Origin of the sequence: Citrobacter sp. wls706 (assembly GCF_005281305.1) — a bacterium.
In the GTDB taxonomy this organism is placed as follows: domain Bacteria; phylum Pseudomonadota; class Gammaproteobacteria; order Enterobacterales; family Enterobacteriaceae; genus Citrobacter; species Citrobacter werkmanii.
Genome location: NZ_SZXG01000032.1, coordinates 22,187 through 39,742, shown reverse-complemented (window position 1 = coordinate 39,742; position 17,556 = coordinate 22,187). Strand labels below are relative to the sequence as shown.

Sequence of the window (17,556 nt, the reverse complement as noted above, 5' to 3'; positions counted from 1 at the left end):
GCGGCGTCATGCGGATTGGTTTTCATTTTTCCACTCCCGACCGTGAGTAGGTACAGGTGCCCGACTCGCATTCAACGCCTGCGCTTTCGGGGCATCCATCACCAGTTGACCTTCTTTCAACACCACCACGCGCTCAACCAGCTCCAGAACCGGCACTCGATGGGTGGCGACAATCAATGTGCGGTTGCCCAGCCACAGGTTCAGCCGCTGAATAAACTCCCGCTCGGTATGTTCATCCAGTGAAGCACTGGGTTCGTCGAGTAGTACGATATTGGGCGAGCGCAGCAGCATTCTTGCCAGCAAAATCGACTGCCTCTGTCCCCCGGACAGACCGTTGCCGCCCTCCATAATCGGATGCGCCAGCCCTTTGGCGAGTTGTTTAACAAAAGCCGCTGCGCCGCTAACCTCCAGCGCTTCGAATATCTGCGCGTCGCTGGCATGCGGCGCGCCGAGAGTCAGGTTCTCACGCAGGGTGCCGAAAAACAGGCGCGCATTCTGGCTGAGAAAACCGATGTTGCGGCGTAAATCGGCCATATCGATTTGCGCCAGGCTCAGGTTATCGAGTCGGACCTCGCCCTGAATAATCTCCACGCCGCCCGCCATGGCCTGCAGCAGCGTTGATTTCCCCGCGCCGTTACGACCGAGGATCGCTATTCGTTCCCCGGGCATGATCTCCAGACGGGAGATACGCAGCGGAACGCGCTGATCGTCGCTGTGGTAGCGAAAGTGCGCGTTTTCAAAGAGATAATGACCGTGAAGAATCTCCTGATGTACCCGATCTTCATCGTACTGCGTTTCGGTAGGGAGCTGCATGATGCTATCCAACCCCATCTTTGCTGCTTTGACCTGCTGCCAGCGGGCCAGCACGCCGCACAGGTTAGCCATTGGGGCAATCATTCTGGAACCGAGCATGGAGGCGGCCACCACGGCCCCGGTGGTCATCGTGCCTTCAATGACCATCGGCGCGCCGAACATAATAATGGCGGCGTAGACCAGACTCTGTACCGACATGCCCCAGCCAATCAGCCCCTGAGTCAGCTTGCGCGTGCGCAGCCCGGACTCTCCGGTAATGCGGATGTAGCTGTTCCACTGCTGTAAAAAGCGGTTTTCCGCCTGCATCAGCTTGATGTCCTCCAGCCCCTGAACGCTTTCAACCAGTACCGCATTACGCAGGGTGGATTCATGTGCGGCCTGGTTGGCGAGCACCGCCAGCTTCTTCTGTAACAGTAAACCTGGCAGGATCATCAGCAGGGCGGCGACGGGCGCTATCCATGCCAGCGGCGGGGCAATGCAGGCCAGCACCACGATAAACAGAAAGAAAAAAGGCAGATCGACAATAGTCGACATGGTCGAGGAGGTGATCATCTCGCGAACCTGCTCCAGCTCGCGGAGTTGAGAAATAAAGCTCCCTGTCGAGCGAGGTACGGCGCTATTACGCAGCCGCAGGGCATGGCTGAATACCCGATCGGAAATGCGCATATCGGCGCGTTTACCCAGCAGATCCATTATGTGGGTACGTGCTTCGCGCAGCAAAAAGCCAAACAGCACCGCGACCAGAACGCCGGTGGAGAGAACATACAGCGTTGGATAAGACTGGGCAGGGATCACCCGGTCATAGACCTGCATGGAGAAGATAATCCCGGCGAGCGACAGAACGTTAATCAGAAAAGCGGCAACCATTACTGGCAGGTAAGGGCGGATATCCTGTAAAACCAGTTCGCGCATCCAGTCGGGTTTAAAGCGAGAAATATAGCGGTCTACCCGACTGTCTTTTAGCGCCGAAAGCGGGCGCAGCGCGGTAATGCTTACGATCTCTGGCACAAGCTCTGCGACCGTCACCCGGTTACGTTGCCCCTCTTCGGCGATGATAAAAACATCCAGTGCATCGTCACCGTTGAAATGCTCTATCACCATGATTTGGCCGTCGCGCAGTTCCGCCACTACCGGTAAACGCCACTGGCTGAACGCCTGCTTTGTGGTGTTCAGCGCGTGAAATGACAGGCCCGCCTGGCGCGCCAGTTGTGTCAGCGCGAGGGTGCGGTTTTTCCCTGCAAACCACGGGGCGTTGGCCTGGATTGCGCCGGGGGAGCAGGCAACGCGATAGTGGCTGGCAATATACGTCATCGCCTGCGCCCATTGGCTTAGGGGCTGTTCGCCAATGGCCTCTTCCGCATGTGAATCGACGTCGCTCATAGCTGTATCTCCACCGATTGAATGCTGCGGTTATTTAAGGCGAACGCCTGGCGTAGCGATCCGGTATTGTAGAGGCAGTTAAGCTGTAACTGGCGCAGCTGGTTTTGGGTCTGGAGTTCAGCAAAGCGCGCCTGATACACCTCCTGCTCGGCGTTAAGCACATCGAGCAACGGGCGTGAACCAAGATCCAGATACTGCTGTTGATACAGCTCGCGCGTTTGTTCACTCAGTCGCTGCTGGCGTCGCAGAATTTGCAGGGCGGTGGCGAGACTCATCGCCTGGCTGCGGGATTCCAGTAATTTCTGCCGTACCTCAAGCCGGGTTCGTTGAATAGAATACTGGGCTGACTCAACCGCATGACTGGCGGCGTTGCGTCTGGCGGTAAGTCCACCCCCCTGATACAGCGGCATTTCAACTTTTACCCATGCGGAGTACTGGGTTTTGTCGAGTACCTCATGGCTGGGGTATTTGTCGTTGAGATAGTGCTGAACCGACGGCTCCAGAGAAATAGTTGGCGTCATTTGCGCGTTGGCGTAGTCGAGGTTGGCTTGCGCCACATTTGCCTGCGCCCACGCCGCCAGCACGGCAGGAACCAGCTTATCGTCGGGTTTAACGACATCACAACTGCTGTCCAGTTTGCCGGGGAATTCATTGCTGATGCCGTTGAGCGAGTTCCAGCCGAGATAGCTCATCAGAGTTGCCTTGCTGCTGTCGAGATTGGCCTGGTACTGCGCCAGTTGCGAACGAGCGGACTCTATACGCGCATCGGTTTGCACCACGTCTGATAGCGAGGTTGCGCCTTCATCATTGCGTTGCCGGGTCAGTCGGCCAATGCCGTTCAGAGCGGCGAGTTGCTCCTCGGCGGCATCCACCATTTGCTGCCACGTCTGCACCTGGACTATCGCGTTGGCGGTCGCGTGCGCGATGGTATCAATACTGAGTAACACATTAGCCTGCTGCTGCGCGGAACCTGCGGTTTCAGCGCGGACCTGGCTGGCCACTTTGCCGAAGTCATACAGCATTTGTGACACCGAAATAACCAGGGCTGGGCTAAGGCCGTGGTCGGTGTAAGTATTGCTGTAGCCGTTGTTCATTCCGGCAGTTACCTGCGGGTAATATTTCGATTTCGCCACGTCTATCTGCTCATTCTGTGTGAGTAATTTGCCGATAGATTCACGAATGGATGGGTGCCAGCTCACGGCACGACTCACGGCATCGTTCAGCGTCAGAGTACCGGGGGCGGCGGAGCTTAGCGGCAGATCGGCAACGGAGCCGTCAAGGTTTGGAAGCATCTGGCTGTTTGCCAACCCTTCCGGCGTAATAATTTGCGGTTCATCCTCGGCATTCACCTGCATGGAACACAGCGTTAATGCCAGCAGTAATGCCACGGGCATGACTTTTCCCATATCTCATCCCTTTCAAATACAACCGTTACGGCAGTTGCTCCGGGCGTCGTGGCGCCCGGAGCTTTATGTATTAACCACCCGTGATGAGATGGTTGTTCTGTAGCAGTTCATTCAGCGTGGTGTTGACGTTCTCCAGGGTGATGAGGTTGGTGGATTGATAAGTTCCACCCGTACCATCGCGGTCGATGGCGATCACGGTGTTGGATCCGTTGGTGGTGACCTGCACGTAGTTCCCAAGCGTTGAGGCCTGATGGTTCCATCCGCTCAGCAGTTCGTGGATATCGATCTTGTCGCCCTGGGCCATAGAGAAATTGGTCCAGTTGTCGCTGTTGTTCCCTCCGGTTGCGTTGTTGGCATTAAGCAGATGATAGATAAGCGTATCGCCGTAGACCGACCCGGTGATCACATCATGTTGTGAGGAGCTTGCCAGCTGCGGATTCATATTGATGGTGAGCGTGGCGGTGTCCGTATGTCCGTTTTGGTCATTAAGCGTATAGGTGAAGGTCTCTTTGGTGGTCATCGATGCCACGGTCGTACCCGGCTTCAGCGTGTAGGTGTAGGAGCCATCCAGATTCATGGTCAGTGAACCATAATGGCCCTGAACGGTGGCGCTACTGGTACTGCTGGTCGGATTGAGCGTGGCGGTACTGCCGTTATAGCCATTGACGGTAAGCAGGGTATGGACGGTTGACAGCTGATCGTGGGCGCCTGCCGCATCACTACCATCAAAAATATTGCCATTTACCGTGGTGGTGTTGACGTCAAAGGTATTAAGGTGCCAGGTGGTGCCGGTGATGTTCGGCGTAATGCTGACGTCGCCCACGGCCAGCCCTCCCATCGTTCCTGTGAAGCTGACGCTGTAATGACCTGCGGTCAGTTCGGCATTCCCCAGCGAGACCGCGATTGAACTGCCTAACAGACTGATGGCGCTGGCAGGTACCGTACCTGAAAGTGTGTATCCGCCAGGGCCGGTTATCGTCCAGCTCACACCGAGCGTACCGACGGTGATTAGCGTGTTGATATCGAAGTTAAGCGTAGCGTTTTTCAGGACGTCATTTGTCGCGATGTCAAACGAACCTGTCGCGGTTGCCTTGCTCCCCAGTGTCGGAATTGTCGCTGTTCCCAGCACGCCGCTGCCATATGCAGCCGAGTCCTGAACGGTATTTACCGCCATGATGCTGCTGACGTCATCGACGGCATTCAACGCCTGCGGGGTTGGCGTGATATTCAGTGAGGCGGTATCCGTATCACCATTCTGCGCGCGAACGGTATAGACGAAGCTGTCCGGGGATTTGATGCTGTCCGCACCAACGCCGTTTTTCAGGGTATAGGTGTAATTTCCTTTTGCATCAATGGATAACGTACCGTAGAGTCCGTTTATGGTGGTGCTTCCCGATGCCGGGACAGCCACGCCGTTGACTTCAGTGATCACCGCATCTGGCGGCACAATATCGTTAGTTAACACATTGCCGGTGGTATTGGCGGTAGTGCTATCTACGGCATAGGTATGATCCTGCGAGATATTGAGCGTGTAACCGGTGAGGGCGCTGATCCCGCTGGCGGTATTCAGTACAAACAGGTATTCACCGCCTGGCAGCGTTACCGTCAACGGCTGTGAATTGCCATTCAGCAGCAGGGTGTTGATCCAGCCTTTTTGCACCCGGTATTGTTCAAACTGCTGGATCGCATCATTGAAGCGGTAGATATAAAGATCGAACGTTGAGGCCAGCGTTACGCCGCCAACGGTCCCTTGAATGGTCATCGTACGGGTTGAGCCATCCTCTACATCAAAGATAATCGGATTGCTCATGTCATCAAGCAGGTTGGCGTTAAGTACGGTACCAACTCCGACGCTTAATACCGTCAGACCGCTTTGTACTGATGGCCCATTGTTGACATAGCTGACGCTGGTATCAAAGACCATGGCAGCATTGTTGTCGGCCGCAATAACGGTGGTGGCCGCCGGGGCTGGCCCCAGGTTGATCACCAGATGTGCCGAGCTGCTGTTGCTACCCTGTGTGATGGTATAGGTGAAGCTCTCTTTTTGACCGTAAACCGCGGCGCTGGTGTTAGTTAATGTGTAGGTATAGCTGCCGTCCTGGTTGATGTGCAGGGTGCCGTACTGACCTGTGATATCGACCCCACCCGCGCCAACGACGGTGGTTTTCCCGCTGGCATCAGTGACTGATGTTAGTGTTGTCCCGGTTGGCGTAACGTCGTCTGCCATCACGTTGCCAGTATTGACGGTCGGCCCGCTGACAACGCCTGCGCTGGTCTGATGTACGTCTACGTCCAGGCTGGTATATGAACCTGTCGCCAGCAGGCTGGTGTTATACGTCAGCACGCGATACTGCCCGCCGGCCAGGCCGGTCAGATTCAGGGTGACGCCGCTACCAGTTAACGTCAGTAGGTTTGCGAAGTCGCCATTTGCAGTGTTGATGAAGGTGCTCCAGGTGCCGAGAGTGGCATCAAAGCGCTGCACCACAATCTCCTGGGTACTGAGCAATGACAGAACAATGCCTGTCGCTGCCGCATCGATCGTAACATTGCCGGAGCCACCGGCGGCAATGGTGAACTGTACCTGTGCGGTGTCATTACCCAGAACGGAGGCGACATTCCCCAAAGCACCTACCAACAGCAGACCGTAGTCAGAGTAGCTTTGTGAGCTGGTGGTTGCGGTGGTCGTCAGCGCGAGACTGGTGACGTTATCGTTAGCCGAGAGTGGGAGGATTGGGGCGGTAATGGAGAGCGACCCCGACGTATTGCCCGCCGCATCGGTTGCGGTTATGCCCAGCTTCTGCCCTTCAATTTGTTTGGTCGGCAAGGTCAATGACCAGGCGCCGTTGCTTCCTGCCGTCGTGGTGTAGGTACCCGCGCCAGGGATTGTCACCGTCACCGTGCTGTTTGCTTCTGCCTGACCTGTTAGCGAACCGCCATCCGTACTCAGTATGCCGGTTGGCGTATTGGGAGCCAGTGTATCGACCACCACTGTGGCGGGACCTGATGCGGCTCCTGTGCCATTAGCGTTGGTTGCCGTTGCGGTAAAGGCGTGCGAGCCCTCGGTCAAATTGCTGCCAGGCGTGAAGGACCAGACGCCGCTGGCGTTTGCCGTTGTGAAGCCAAGCAGCGCCCCGTTGTTGTAAATATTGATGACGGCATTGGCCTGTGCCGTTCCGTTTAGCGTAGGTAAGGCATCGTTGGTTACCTGGCCATTGGCGATAATCCCGGTATAAATGCCGAAATCATCCACAACACTGACGATGGTTGGGGCATCGGGTACGCGGGTATCTGGGGCAGTGAACCCGGCAGAAACACCGATATTGCCCGCTTTATCCTGAGCAAATGCCAGCAGCGCCTGGCCGCTGGTTTGCGCCGGGGAAAGCGTCACCACAAAGCTGCCTGCACCATCCGCAGTGGCGGTTCCCAGTACGGTTCCTGTACTGGACGTAATGGTCACGGTGCTCCCTGCTTCAGCTGTACCGGTGACGCGGTTTCCGGTGGCATTGATAGTAAGGCCCGTTGGCGCGCCGGGCGCGAGGGTATCCACTACAATCGACGAGCCAGGGGAGGTGGGGCTCACGTTACCCGCCGTATCAGTGGCATTCACCGTATAAGCATGCGTGCCCTGGCCCAACGCTGAGGTGGGAGTCCAGGTCCAGTTTCCGCTGGCGTTCGCCGTTACGGAGGCCACCAGCGCGCCGTTGTCAAAGATATTGACCGTGCTGTTGGCTTCCGCCGTGCCGTTGAGCGTGGGGAGGGTATCATTGGTGGACTGACCATTACCCACTGCACCAGTGATGTTAGGCACATCATCAATAATGCTGACAATAACTGGCACGCCTGGCGCGGTGGTATCAACGACTATCACAAAACTGTTGGTCGCCGGGCTGTTATTACCCGCCGCATCGGTGGCGGTGACGGTTAGCGTGTGCGAGCCTTCGCTGAGCGGGGTTCCCGGCGTGAAGCTCCAGGCGCCACCTGCTCCAGCCGTGGTTGTTCCCAACAATGTGTTGCCGTCATAAACACTTACCGTACTTCCCACCTCAGCAGTCCCGTTTAGTGTTGGCCGGCTGTCATTACTGATCTGACCGTTATTCAGGTTGCCGAATACACCGCCAGCAACGTCATCCACGACGGTAGTCAGGGTTGGCGTAGCGGGGGCCGATGTGTCGACAGTCAGCGTAAAACCGCCTGTTGGTTGGCTGGCGTTGCCTGCTGCATCTGTAGCGACAGCGGTAATGGTATGTGTACCGCTTCCCAACGTGGAGGTGGTGACGCTCCAGGTACCGTTGGCTAACACGGTGGTGGTTCCCAGGACGGTATTATTCTCATACAGGGTGATTGTGGCTCCGGCCTCCGCTGTTCCGCTAAACGTCGGCGTTGGATCGTTGGTACTTTGTCCGTTAGTAATCGCCCCGGTGCCAGGGGGCATATCATCGGTCACCAGGGTAATAACCGGTAGTAATGGCGCGGTGGTATCCACCACGAATGTGAAGCTGTCCGATGCAGGACTCACATTACCCGCCGCATCGATGGCCGTTACGGTGATGACATGGTTTCCCGTGGCCATTGCAGGCGCTGTTGGTTGCGTAGGCGTATAGCTCCAGTTACCGCTGCTGTTAGCGGTTATCTCCGTTAACAAAGAGCCGTTGTCAAAGATACGGATTATGGCGTTGGGTTCGCTGGTACCGCTGAATGTCGGGCGGGCATCATCAGTAATTTGTCCATTGCTGAGATTGCCGGTGAGTGGCCCTTGATCGTCAAAGACGGTGGTTATGACAGGTGCAACGGGGGCGGTAGTATCAATAGTGAATGAGCGAACATCCGATGCCGGCCCAGTATTACCCGCGGTGTCAGTTGCCTTCGCGGTAAGATTCCATGTGCCTGCAGCAAGCGCATTTGTTGGTGTAAAGCTCCAGTTGCCGTTGGCCTGGACAAGGGCTGTGCCCACGAGAGAAGCGCCGTTATAAATAGAGATTGTCGAGCCTGCTTCACCGGTTCCGGTAATTGTCGGCCTTGTCTCGTTGGTGCTTCCACCATTCGGTACGACGCCTATCACGGGGGCCGTATTATCCGCGATGCTGGTAATGACTGGCGCTATAGGTGGAGTGGCGTCAACATTCAGCGTAAATCCACCGGACAGGGCGCTGGTGTTGCCGGCTGGGTCAGTCGCGCTGAGGGTAAAGGTATGGTTACCATTAGTGAGTGGCGTTCCAGGCGTGAAGCTCCACGACCCGGTTCCATCAACAATGGCTGTGCCAATCGGTGTTGTTCCGCCATCCAGCCAGATATTAATTGTAGCTCCGATTTCTCCGCGACCGTTGAGCGTCGGAGTCGCGTCGTTGGTGAGTTGACCGCTGACCAGATTGCCGGTTAAACCGGGCTGATCGTCTACCACGGAAGTGAGCGTTGGTACGGCGGGGGGCGTCACATCCACGACGATATTCCACCCAGAGGAGGCTGCGCTGGTGTTACCTGCCGGGTCGGTGGCGCTGACGGTCAGGGTGTGGCTGCCTTCCGTTAGCGCGCTGTCAACCGTCCAGGACCAGGCTCCTCCTGCACCTACTACGGTCGTACCAAGGAGTACGCCGTTATCAAAGATATTAATTGTCGCACCGGTTTCGCCCGTACCGTTCAGCACGGGCTGGCGATCGTCAGTTACCTGGCCTGGTAAGACGGAAACGTTCGGTAGGTTGTTATCGTCAATCACCGATGTAATTGTCGGGACGGTGGGCGCTTGTGCGTCAATGGTCAGGGTGAAATCGCCCGAAATAGCCCCGGTATTACCTGCACTATCCGTTGCGCGGGCGGTGAACACATGCTGGCTGTTACTGAGATTACTTCCCGGCGTGAAGCTCCAGCTACCGTTTTGAGCGACGGTGGTAGTGCCGATCGCATTGCCATTATCAAAGATGGTTATAGTGGCACCTGCTTCGCCGGTACCGTTGAGCGTGGGGCGCGCATCGTTTGTTAGCGCGGCGTTAGCCAGTGAGCCGGTGTAGCCGGGAACGTCATCCGTCGCGTTAACAATCACCGGCTGGAGCGGTGCGGTTAAATCTACCGTTACTGCAACGGGGGCGGACAGACCGCCCTTGCCGTTACCGTTGGTGGCCTGAACGGTAAAATTGTAGTTCCCTTCGCCCGGCAGGGTGGGAACCGCAAATGTCCAATTGCCGCTGGTATCAACGATGGCCTGGCCAGCGCTGGTGCCGTTAATAAAGACTTCGACCGTCGACCCCACTTCCGTTGTGCCACGAAGCGTGGGGGTGGTGTCGTCTGTTCTACCGCCAGCAGTGAGAATATTTCCCTGTACGCTACCGACATCGTCGTCAATCGCGATAATGAACGGCACATCAGGCAGGCCGCTGTCAGAGGCGGGAAAGGTCGCGTTGGGGCTTTCGTTACCCGCGCGATCAATTGCTTTCGCCGTGAGTTCACCGCCGTTGGTCTGCGCCGGGCTTAAGGTTACGGCGAATTCGCCGGTATTATTTGCGGTTGCGGTACCGATTAGCGTGCCGGAAGCATCGCGAATTTCAACCGTGGCGAAAGGATCTGCCAGACCAGCAACCCGGGTGCCATCCGGTGAGACAGTCTGGATCGTCGGGGCTGGCGGCGGTGTAATATCTACGGTGATATTAATGGCCGGCGTTTGAACCGTCGTGTTTCCGGCTCCGTCATCTGCACTGAAGGTCAGCGCGTGAGGATCTTCTGAAAGTGCAGGCGTGGTGAATGTCCATTTTCCATCAATGACGTTTGCGGTCCCTATAGCTGTGCCATTGTCATAAATCGTTATTGTGCTGCCCGTCTCTCCGGTGCCGTTGATGGTTAACGTCTGGTCGTTAGTGAAGGAGCCATCGCTCAGAGTGCCAGTGACCGGGTTGACGTTATCAAGGATTTCCGTCACTACCGGTGCCTGCAGAGGAATGGTATCAACGGTAAAGGTAAAGCTGTTCGATGTCCCGCTGGGATTACCGGCGGCGTCTTTTGCGCTGGCGGTCAGGGTATAGGTTCCATCGAGCAGGGCGCTGGTAATGGGGAATTCCCAGTTGCCAAAACTGTCGACAGTGGCCACGCCCAGAACGGTAGTGCCATTGAATACAGTAATAATGCTGCCAGCTTCACCCGTACCATGAATAACCGGCGTATTGTCATCGGTGGTGGCGTTGTTGTTAAAGTTTGAGTCAGGTACGCCGTCATCATCCGTCGCAAATTCAATAGTGGGAGTGGTTGGGACCGTTGTGTCAATGGTTAGGGGGACGGGATCCGACGGATCGCTGGTATTGCCCGCAATGTCGGTTTCAGTTGTGGTGATGACGTAAGTCGTGTCTGGGTCTAATGGGCTAGGGGTAAAGGTCCATCTCCCGTTATCACCTACAGTTGTTTGACCAATTTCGCTGCCGTTATTGTAGATAGTGATAGTGCTACCCGGCTCTCCCTTCCCGCTGAAGGTGGGCGTGGTGTCATTGGTTGTGCCACCACTGGCAACGTTTCCGACAACGGGTAGAGCGTTATCGGTGATTAGCGGTACGTCAGGTTTCGCAGGTGGAATGGTATCAATTGTGATCGAGTAGACGCCGGATACCGGGCTGACGTTGCCTGCCGCATCGGTAGCCGTCGCGGTAATGACGTTTAACCCTTCAGATAAATTGGCGGTTGGCTGGTAGGTCCATTTCCCTTGTGCATTGACCTTTACCGTGTCCACCTCAGTGCCATTATTATAGAGCGTAATCGTGGCGCCTGGCTCGCCGGTACCGCTCAGAAGCGGAGTTTCCTGGTTCGTTGTGCTGCCATTAGCCAGAACGACATTTTCGGTACCCACAACAATGGTTGCTGACAGGATTTGTGGTGCATTTGGCGCATTTGTATCGACCTGTAGCGTGAAGCTGGTGGATTTCGGGCCTTCATTGCCTGCCGGATCGCTGGCGGTTGCCGTCAGAACATATGTGCCGTCACCCAGAACCACTGGCGGCGTGAATTGCCAGCTTCCATCCGTGCCAACCTTTGTTTCGCCAATCGGCTTGCCATTGTCATAAATGGTGATGGTGTCGCCAGCGGTGCCACTACCGGTTAACTGTGGCTGAGAAGAGTTGGTCGGTTGACTGGTATCGATAGGATTTTTATCAGGATCAAGGATCGCAGAAAATCCCGGGGCGAGAGGTGCCGTGCTGTCAATGGTAATGGTGAACCCTGCGGAGAGAGGTGTCGTGTTTCCATTGTTGTCGCTGGCTGTCACCGTAAATTCATATTTATTATCGGGCAACGTTTGCGGCGGGGTGTAGCTCCATATTCCGCTAGTATCGACGGTAATATCTGCAATCAGTTGCCCGTCACGCATCAGATGAACTATTGAGCCGGGTTCGCCGGTTCCGTTGATGGTTGGCGTGTTATCGTTGGTCAGACCGTTATTGGCGATGGAACCGACAATGCCCGGCTTGTCATCCGTTACATGGCTAATGGCAGGCATTTGCGGTGACTGCGTATCAACAATCAGTTCAAACGCGGTCGCTGGGCTGGCGTTGCCTTTGGTATCTGTAGCGACAGCCGTAAGCTGGTGTTTCCCTTCACCGAGGTCGGTCTGAGGGGTGAAGCTCCAGCTACCGTCAGGCTGCATTACGGCCACACCTAGAGATGTCCCGTTATCAAATATCTCTACCGTTGAGCCAGCTTCTGCTGTGCCGCTCAGCGTCGGACGGTTATCGTTGGTTGTTTGTCCACTGGTGAGTGGCCCGGTATCGCCTGCGACGTCATCAAATACCTGCAAAATAATGGGCTTATCTGGGGCGGTAGTATCCGGCGCAACTGCGGTTTTCGCCGGGCTTTCATTTTTAGCACTGTCAGTGGCGGTGACGCTGACGGTTTCGCCATTCGTCTGCGCAGGTGAAAGCGGTACGCTAAAGTTGCCATCGCTTCCCGTTTTTCCAGTACCGATGGTGCTGCCGTCCGGTGCGGTAATGGTTATTGTACTGCCTGGTTCAGCCGTCCCCGTTACGCTGGTGCCTTCCGGGCTCACCTTCACATCTTCTGGTGCGCGTGGTGCGGTCGTATCCGGTGCGAGCACGGTAGACGGTAGACTCTCATTTTGTGCAGCGTCTTTGGCTGTTGCCGTTAACGCTTCGCCATTGGTTTGTGGTGAATTTAGCGGGGCGATGAATTGCCCGCTGCCGTTGGCGATCCCGGTACCCAGTACGTTACCCGCGACGTCTCTGATGATAACCGTAGAACCGGGTTCCGCCTGACCACTAACGGATTCACCGTCGGCAGCGACAGTTAGTCCGGAAGGGGAGGCTGGCGGCGAAATATCCGGTACTTTCAGGCTCTCTACAGGACCCGTATTTGAGGCTCTATCAGTGACCGAAATGGTCAGCGTTTCACCATTGGTTTTGGCGGGATTAATGCCTATTGAGAATGAGCCATCATTACCTGCCTTACCGCTTCCCAAAACATTTCCCTGACTGTCTTTAATCACCACCGTGCTGCCTGCTTCGGTGGAGCCTGTCAGCGTGGTTCCCTGATTAATGACTTCCAAATCTTCCAGCACCGGAGGTTGGGTGTCGATATCAACCGCAAAGCTGATGGACTGTCCGCTGGTGCCGAAGTTATTTGTCGCCGTTGCGGTAAAAAGATGATCGCCATCAGGAAGTGGTTGAGAGGGCGTAAAGCTCCACTTCCCATCGTTGTCAGCAATCACCGGCGGGATTGTTGGCATTGGCACGCCATTGTCATTAATTGTGATAACACTTCCCGGTTCAGCTGTACCGCTGATGGTCGGGCGATTGTCATCTGTAGCATCGCCGTTTTTCAGAGCACCGGTCATGCTCCCAATGTCATCTGACACGGTGATGATGATCGGTTGAGAAGGATATTGAGAGTTTGATGCAGTAAATTGGCCTGCCGGTCCGTTATTACCTACCTCGTCCCGGATACGTGTTTCCAGCGTTTCGCCATGCGTTTTCGCTGGATTCAGCGTAATACTGAATAAGCCATCCTGGCCTACTACAGCTGAACCGAGGAGATTGTTATCGGCATCATAGATGGAGACGGTACTGCCGATTTCAGCATGACCTGTTACGGTGGTGCCATCCACGGAGACTGAGTCAACCACCGCAGCAGGTGGGGGAGTCGTATCAACAATAATCGTTGGGGTTGTCGTTATTTCGCTGACGTTTCCTGCTTTATCCGTCTGTTGGATCGTGAACGTATGTGCGCCGTCGCTTAACGCTGTTGTCGGGGTGAAGCTCCACTGGCCGCTGGCATCAACGACAGTCGTCCCCAGAATGATGTTCCCTTCACGGATGGTAATGGTATTTCCTGCTTCACCTTTACCGGATAGGGTTGGTTTTGCTTCATCAGTGTGTGCGTTATTGATGAGTAGACCAGTAATGTAACCTGTTTTATCCGTTAGGGCTTCAAGTACAGGGGCTTCTGGGGTGTGAGTATCAATGTTGAGTGTGAATTGGGTAGATTCTCCGCTGCTGCCTTTAAGGTTGGTAGCAATGGCTGTAAAGCTGTGTTCACCATCTGCCAGCGGTGTGGCAATAGCAAAGCTCCATTTTCCATTCGATCCCACCACGGCGGTACCTGTCTCTTTGCCATCAACATAAATATGGATAGTTGAGCCGGGGGTGCCGGTTCCCTGTAGCGTCGGGGTATTGTCATTGGTAAATTGCTTGTTAGCGACAGTCCCGGTTTCCGGAGCCTGATCGTCTATAGCAGCAGAAAATACCGGTGTGGAAGGCAGAGGAATATCGGGCGCGTTAACGCTCGCGGCGGGGCTGGTATTACCTGCCGCATCGGTTGCGGTAACGGTCAGGTGTTCTCCGCTGAGTTTAGGGGGATTAAGATCGATCGCAAATTTGCCGTCACTGTCTGCTTTACCCTGACCAACAATGTTGCCCTGCGCATCTTTAATGATGACTGTACTGCCCGGTTCTGCCTGCCCGGTCAACGACTTGCCATCAGGGGAGACCACCAGTGCAGTTGGAGATGTTGGTGGAGTAGTATCTCCGCTATTATTACCGCCTGGATTGGTGCCACCATCTGGATTTGTTCCAACGCCAGGACCCGTACTACCACCGGGATTACCATTTCCTGAGCCGTTGTCGTTATTGTGATGTCCGCCACCGCCGCCAGAAGAGGCTATAGCTGCAATCCCACCTGCGGCAACGACCCCGCCGAGAACCCAGGGCCAGACTGCGCCACCGTCATGACTGCCTTCGGCCGTCATCAGCGGCGTGAGATCGTCCAGGTGCTGAAAATGGAAAGCGCCATCCGTATCCTGAACCCACCACAGCGCGCCATTGCTGTCTTCCAGAACCAGCTGGTTTTGCGCATCACCTTTTCCGACGTAAAAATTTTTAATGGTGATGGTTTCACCTGAACGGAGTGTGACAACCAGATCCTGATTAACGCGAGTCAACTGGCTGACCTCCTCACGCGAAACGGACAGTTTCACAATAGAAGGTGAGTTGAGCGTAATTTCAGAGGCTTCAACATTGGTAGAAACACCAGTCAACTTCGATACAACGGCGAGTAGACGCATATGTTCACTCCTGATGGCAGGTCGGGAGTATTAATCCGCAACGGCGTGCCGGGAAAATGAGCAGACAGGTGCCTCGTTCATCATAATGATGAACTTGCACATGTAATTTCATGGATGAGATTTACAGATATCAGTTTCTGAACAAATAAAGTCGTAGTCTGAGCACCAAAAATAGTTCTTTCGTATTAGATGATATAGTCAGAAAGAAACTTTTCTGCAATGTCCAGATATTAAAAATATATGATGACATTTTTCATCGAAATGAGTTAAACGTTTCGATAAATAGGTTTTATTTATAACTTGCTGTAATCATTGATTTTATTATTTATTGTTAATAATAAACAACAGTAATAATAATGCTATTTCGTAGAGTGGAAAATATAGGGCGGGAGTACTTGAAGTTTTATTCTATTAGGCTACTCCTTGACTGCGGATTGGAGGTTGTATTTTTAGCTGAACGATTCAGCAATGGAATCTATAATTACTATGAATGTATAATGCGACTTTCAATAACTAAAAAATAAAGGCCAGTCATCATGGTGATAGACTGGCCACAAAGAAAAGAAGGTTATCGCCCGGCATTTTTCATAATACGTGCTTTATCCACCTGCCATTCACGTTCTTTCACATCGGAGCGCTTGTCGTGTTGTTTCTTACCTTTTGCGACGCCGATTTTCACTTTACACCAGGCGTTCTTCCAGTACAGCGAAAGTGCTACCACGGTATAACCATCCCGATTAATGCGACCATACAAAGAGTCGAGTTCGCGCTGGTTTAACAGTAGTTTACGGGTACGGGTGGGATCGCATACCACGTGTGTTGAAGCAACGGCCATCGGTGTGAAGTTGGCGCCAAACAGGAACGCTTCGCCGTCTTTGAGTATAACGTAGCTATCGCCGATGTTGGCTTTACCTGCGCGCAAGGATTTGACTTCCCAGCCCTGCAGAGCGAGTCCTGCTTCGAACTCTTCTTCGATAAAGTATTCGTGTCGTGCGCGTTTGTTAAGCGCGATTGTGGCTGAGCCAGGTTTGTGTGCTTTTTTCTTCGTCATAATGCCGCTCAGTATAGGTAATCTGGAATCGAAAAACACCCCATTTCATCCAGCGGGGCGCAAGGCGCTATCTTAGCACGAGTTGGGCTATAGCGTTTTTTTTAGCGAGTGATAAATGGTATTATTTGTGTGATTGATATTGATGGAAATTGTTATGCCTCAGATTAGCCGGACCGCTTTAGTACCTTACAGTGCGGAGCAGATGTATCAGTTAGTGAATGATGTTAAATCCTATCCCCAGTTTTTACCGGGGTGCACCGGTAGCCGCGTACTGGAGTCGACTCCGGGACAAATGACGGCCGCTGTGGACGTCTCTAAAGCAGGGATTAGCAAAACGTTCACCACGCGTAACCAACTGACCAGTAATCAGAGCATCCTGATGCATCTGGTCGATGGACCGTTTAAAAAACTGATTGGCGGCTGGAAATTTACGCCGTTAAGCCAGGACGCGTGCCGCATTGAGTTTCATCTCGATTTTGAGTTCACGAATAAACTCATCGAGCTGGCGTTTGGCCGCATCTTTAAAGAGCTGGCTTCGAATATGGTGCAGGCTTTCACCGTTCGCGCGAAAGAGGTTTACAGTGTCAGCGTCGGCTAAAATTGTCGTTGAAGTGGCATACGCGCTGCCTGAAAAACAGTATTTACAGCGCGTAACGCTGCAGCAGGGCGCTACGGTGGAAGAGGCTATCCGCGCTTCCGGGTTGCTGGAATTACGTAATGATATCGATCTCAGCAAAAATAAAGTGGGCATCTACAGCCGTCCGGTAAAGCTTGCTGATGTTCTGCATGACGGCGATCGGGTGGAAATTTATCGGCCGTTGATTGCCGATCCCAAAGAGCTGCGCAGGCAGCGAGCAGAGAAATCCGCTAAAAAATAACAGACAATAAAAAAGGTGCTCATTGAGCACCTTTTTTTGATCTCTCAAACCTACTTGTTGTCGGTCAGGGCAGGTTTGTTATCAATGTTGGTCAATACGCCGCTGCTGTTAAAGGTCAGCGTCAGCGTTTGCTGAGTTACGCCTTCGTGTCCAGGTTGCTGACGGAACACATAGAACCAGGTGTTAGTGCCAAAAGGATCGGACATCATCGGGGTACCCAGAGCATAAGCAACCTGCTGTTGCGTCATGCCTGTACGCACTTTGGCGACATCGGTCGGTGTCAGATAATTTCCCTGGTTGATGTCAGGGCGGTAAACCACTCGCTCCAGAGTGGAACAGCCTGCAGTCAACATCAGTAGTACTGCTGCAGCAGCAGTCAGCGTTTTACAGCGCATAGTGATTTGATTCCTTTTCGGGCCCGAGCAGTACGCGGCTCATATGTAATATGCCGATGATAATAGACCTTTCACCACTTTAAAACCTTTTGCT

The 17,556-nt window shown here is 54.1% G+C and carries 7 protein-coding genes; 2 read left to right on the top strand and 5 right to left on the bottom strand.

The window, feature by feature from the left end:
* Positions 1–6 precede the first annotated feature (6 nt).
* The 4 genes from FDW92_RS13510 to smpB all read right to left on the bottom strand — a co-directional run bounded on the left by FDW92_RS13510 (position 7) and on the right by smpB (position 16,189).
* On the bottom strand, positions 7–2,193 hold the full coding sequence (locus tag FDW92_RS13510) for a type I secretion system permease/ATPase (RefSeq protein ID WP_042313272.1): 2,187 nt from the start codon (positions 2,191–2,193) through the stop codon (positions 7–9).
* Positions 2,190–3,599, bottom strand: a complete 1,410-nt coding sequence (locus tag FDW92_RS13505) for a TolC family outer membrane protein (RefSeq protein ID WP_042313275.1) — start codon at positions 3,597–3,599, stop codon at positions 2,190–2,192. The genes FDW92_RS13510 and FDW92_RS13505 overlap by 4 nt, the downstream gene beginning before the upstream one ends.
* A gap of 70 nt (positions 3,600–3,669) precedes the next feature.
* A complete protein-coding gene (locus tag FDW92_RS13500; protein WP_042313279.1) occupies positions 3,670–15,138 on the bottom strand; it encodes a BapA/Bap/LapF family large adhesin in 11,469 nt (3,822 codons plus the stop codon).
* 568 nt (positions 15,139–15,706) lie between these two features.
* Positions 15,707–16,189: an SsrA-binding protein SmpB gene (smpB, locus tag FDW92_RS13495; protein ID WP_042313322.1), complete on the bottom strand. Its 483-nt coding sequence runs from the start codon at positions 16,187–16,189 to the stop codon at positions 15,707–15,709.
* 154 nt (positions 16,190–16,343) lie between these two features.
* On the opposite strand from smpB, the gene ratA reads away from it, so the two are divergent.
* Positions 16,344–16,787, top strand: a complete 444-nt coding sequence (gene ratA, locus FDW92_RS13490) for a type II toxin-antitoxin system toxin RatA (RefSeq protein WP_038642770.1) — start codon at positions 16,344–16,346, stop codon at positions 16,785–16,787.
* Positions 16,771–17,067: an RnfH family protein gene (locus tag FDW92_RS13485; RefSeq protein ID WP_038642768.1), complete on the top strand. Its 297-nt coding sequence runs from the start codon at positions 16,771–16,773 to the stop codon at positions 17,065–17,067. The genes ratA and FDW92_RS13485 overlap by 17 nt, the downstream gene beginning before the upstream one ends.
* Before the next feature lie 50 nt (positions 17,068–17,117).
* On the opposite strand, the gene bamE is transcribed toward FDW92_RS13485, so the two are convergent.
* The gene (gene bamE, locus FDW92_RS13480) at positions 17,118–17,462 is read right to left on the bottom strand and encodes an outer membrane protein assembly factor BamE (RefSeq protein WP_003826401.1); all 345 of its coding nucleotides are present in this window, start codon (positions 17,460–17,462) and stop codon (positions 17,118–17,120) included.
* Between the last annotated feature and the right edge of the window lie 94 nt (positions 17,463–17,556).

Excerpts from the sequence above, each read along its gene's own strand:
- FDW92_RS13510 (WP_042313272.1), bottom strand. The coding sequence starts at position 2,193 with ATGAGCGACGTCGATTCACATGCGGAAGAGGCCATTGGCGAACAGCCC.
- FDW92_RS13505 (WP_042313275.1), bottom strand. The coding sequence starts at position 3,599 with ATGGGAAAAGTCATGCCCGTGGCATTACTGCTGGCATTAACGCTGTGT.
- FDW92_RS13500 (WP_042313279.1), bottom strand. The coding sequence starts at position 15,138 with ATGCGTCTACTCGCCGTTGTATCGAAGTTGACTGGTGTTTCTACCAAT.
- smpB (WP_042313322.1), bottom strand. The coding sequence starts at position 16,189 with ATGACGAAGAAAAAAGCACACAAACCTGGCTCAGCCACAATCGCGCTT.
- ratA (WP_038642770.1), top strand. The coding sequence starts at position 16,344 with ATGCCTCAGATTAGCCGGACCGCTTTAGTACCTTACAGTGCGGAGCAG.
- bamE (WP_003826401.1), bottom strand. The coding sequence starts at position 17,462 with ATGCGCTGTAAAACGCTGACTGCTGCTGCAGCAGTACTACTGATGTTG.